The following is a 2,252-nucleotide window of genomic DNA, read 5'->3' as shown; positions in this document are numbered from 1 at the left end:
CTTCAATACGCTGAAACTCACTGCTGATGTCTTTTTCAACCGCATCAAAATAATTTTTTCCTATCAGCCCAAGTAACATGGTCGCGATCACAGCGGGAAAGCCGAAGACAAAGGTAAGGCTAAAGTGCCTATTTACTTTCATAGAATGTGCTCTTAGCGCTCAGTTATTTTCATTAGTTCCATTAATATTATGACATTAATCGACAGCCCTCTCGATGTAAAATAATGTAAGTTGGTATTAACGTTGCACCTGAAGGGGAAATAACTACTTAAAAATGAATAAAATAGATCGCAGCTAATGGTTAGAGTCGACTAATGTTGTTCATTGTGATGGTTTAAATTCCTGTTAACAAAATGACTTATTGAGCATTGTTTTTTTGATGTCAATACTAATCAACGGCTGACTATAGCGCGATCAACCACAGACTTAGGTAGCGTCAAACCAAGCTCACGAGCGGCATCTAGGTTAACTACCAACTGAGAGCTTTGAGCCGTTTTAACACTCAACTTCCCTGGTTTTTGTCCGTTCAAAATAGCGGCCACATAATCAGCGGTCTGCACCCCGACGTCATAGTAATCTAGACCTAATCCAGCGATTGCTCCCTTGCCAACATAAGACGTTGCTCCTGCAACCACGGGTGTGCCAGCTTGGTTTGCAGCATTTATAAGTCCTTCGATACCGCTTGCCACCGTGTTATCAGTTAGTGCGTAGATAACATCAGATTTCTTAGCCACGGATGCTGTTTTTTCTTCTACATCATCGATGGTCAACGCTTTTTCAGTATGCAAAGTAAAGCCAAAGTCTCGTGTTGCCTGCTTTAACAGCCCTACTAAAGCAACAGCATTTGCCTCTGCTGGGTTATAAACCACACCGACTGAAACTGCATTGGGGAGTAGCTCTTTAATAAGAGATACATGTTGGGAAATAGGTGATAAGTCAGAAAGGCCCGTGACATTTCGTCCCGGCTGCTCCAATTGTTTAACAAGTCTTGCTCCGATAGGGTCTGTCACCGCGGTGAACACAATCGGGATCGTTCGAGTCGCTGAAACCAACGCTTGAGAGGTCGGTGTCGCGATGCCAACTAATACATGAGGGTTCTCACTAACTAACTCTCTGGCTATTTTTGCTGCCTGAGCGGGATTGCCACCAGCCATTTCATAAGAAAACTCTAAATTTTTACCCGGTTCGTAACCTTTTGCTCTCAATCCTTCAAGAAGCCCTAGACGCGTCGCATTCAGATCTGGATGGTCGACAACTTGTGAAACCGAAACTTTGGCAACGTTCGCCATTACATTGCTTGTCCATAGCAACAACAGACAACTTACGACCGCTGCCAATACCTTTTTTACAGAACTCATTATCGCTCCCTGAATCAAGCTCTACTCATTATTGCTCGCTCAAAGAGAACAACATCACTATTGATATTATTACCAGTAACTATTGATGACTTGAAGTTATATTTAACAAAAACACAACAAGGCTCGAAAAATGCGTGAAATAGCGAAAGGCAGAATTTGAAAAGTAAGAAACTACATGAGTAGTAAGAGAAAAAAGGAATGAGGGGGAGATGGGTGAATAAAAGCGAAGCGAAAATAATAAAAATCAAACCTGAGAACAAACCATCAATGATGAATAGTTGCTCTCAGACAAGAGGGAGAGTTGAAACTCATTAGAACCAACGTTCCATTGAGGATTTATCTAGCTGACGAAATGCGCGATTTAAAATGATCGCCAATTCTTTATAACGAGGGCGCGACTTCATTGGCTCTAACGCGAAACCCGTTTCAGTGATCTTCTCGTGAAGTTCGCGATACCATGAGACTAGCGCAGGTGGAAGTTGTGTGTTTGAGCGATTACCTAACCACCACATGCCTTGAAGCGGTAAGCTGATTGCAAACAAAGCCATGACCACTGCTTGTGGCATCGCTTGATAATTATTAAAGACCATTTGTGTAAGAACACTAATAGCAGCTATCGCTGGCATCACTTTCACGCCAAAACGCGTCGCTTTGATAATGCGCTGTTCAGGGAAGATCGAGTTTAACTCTTTGCGGACGGGCCAGAGATCCATGTACTTTTGGCCATCTTTTAAACTACTCGCTAAACCAACTCTATTGCTCATATGAGTCTCCCATTAAAAAAAAGTTGAAACCATCAACTAAAAACACAAAAATTTGACGAAAAATAATATTCTTTCAAATTTTTTTGTTATATTTGCACAATATCGCTATTATTTGCAGACCTCAATCTC

2 protein-coding genes are annotated in these 2,252 nt (G+C 41.7%); both read right to left on the bottom strand.

The features are described 5' to 3' along the window. Window positions 1–393: 393 nt before the first annotated feature. On the bottom strand, window positions 394–1,359 hold the full coding sequence (locus tag AB4653_RS14820; RefSeq protein ID WP_009848629.1) for an ABC transporter substrate-binding protein: 966 nt from the start codon (window positions 1,357–1,359) through the stop codon (window positions 394–396). Between the two features lie 311 nt (window positions 1,360–1,670). Further along, the gene (yfbV, locus tag AB4653_RS14815) at window positions 1,671–2,123 is read right to left on the bottom strand and encodes a terminus macrodomain insulation protein YfbV (protein WP_009848630.1); all 453 of its coding nucleotides are present in this window, start codon (window positions 2,121–2,123) and stop codon (window positions 1,671–1,673) included. Between the last annotated feature and the right edge of the window lie 129 nt (window positions 2,124–2,252).

Origin of the sequence: Vibrio sp. 10N.222.48.A3 (assembly GCF_041475345.1) — a bacterium.
GTDB lineage: Bacteria > Pseudomonadota > Gammaproteobacteria > Enterobacterales > Vibrionaceae > Vibrio > Vibrio tasmaniensis_A.
This window is presented reverse-complemented; position numbering and strand designations above follow the sequence as displayed.

Excerpts from the sequence above, each read along its gene's own strand:
- AB4653_RS14820 (WP_009848629.1), bottom strand. The coding sequence starts at position 1,359 with ATGAGTTCTGTAAAAAAGGTATTGGCAGCGGTCGTAAGTTGTCTGTTG.
- yfbV (WP_009848630.1), bottom strand. The coding sequence starts at position 2,123 with ATGAGCAATAGAGTTGGTTTAGCGAGTAGTTTAAAAGATGGCCAAAAG.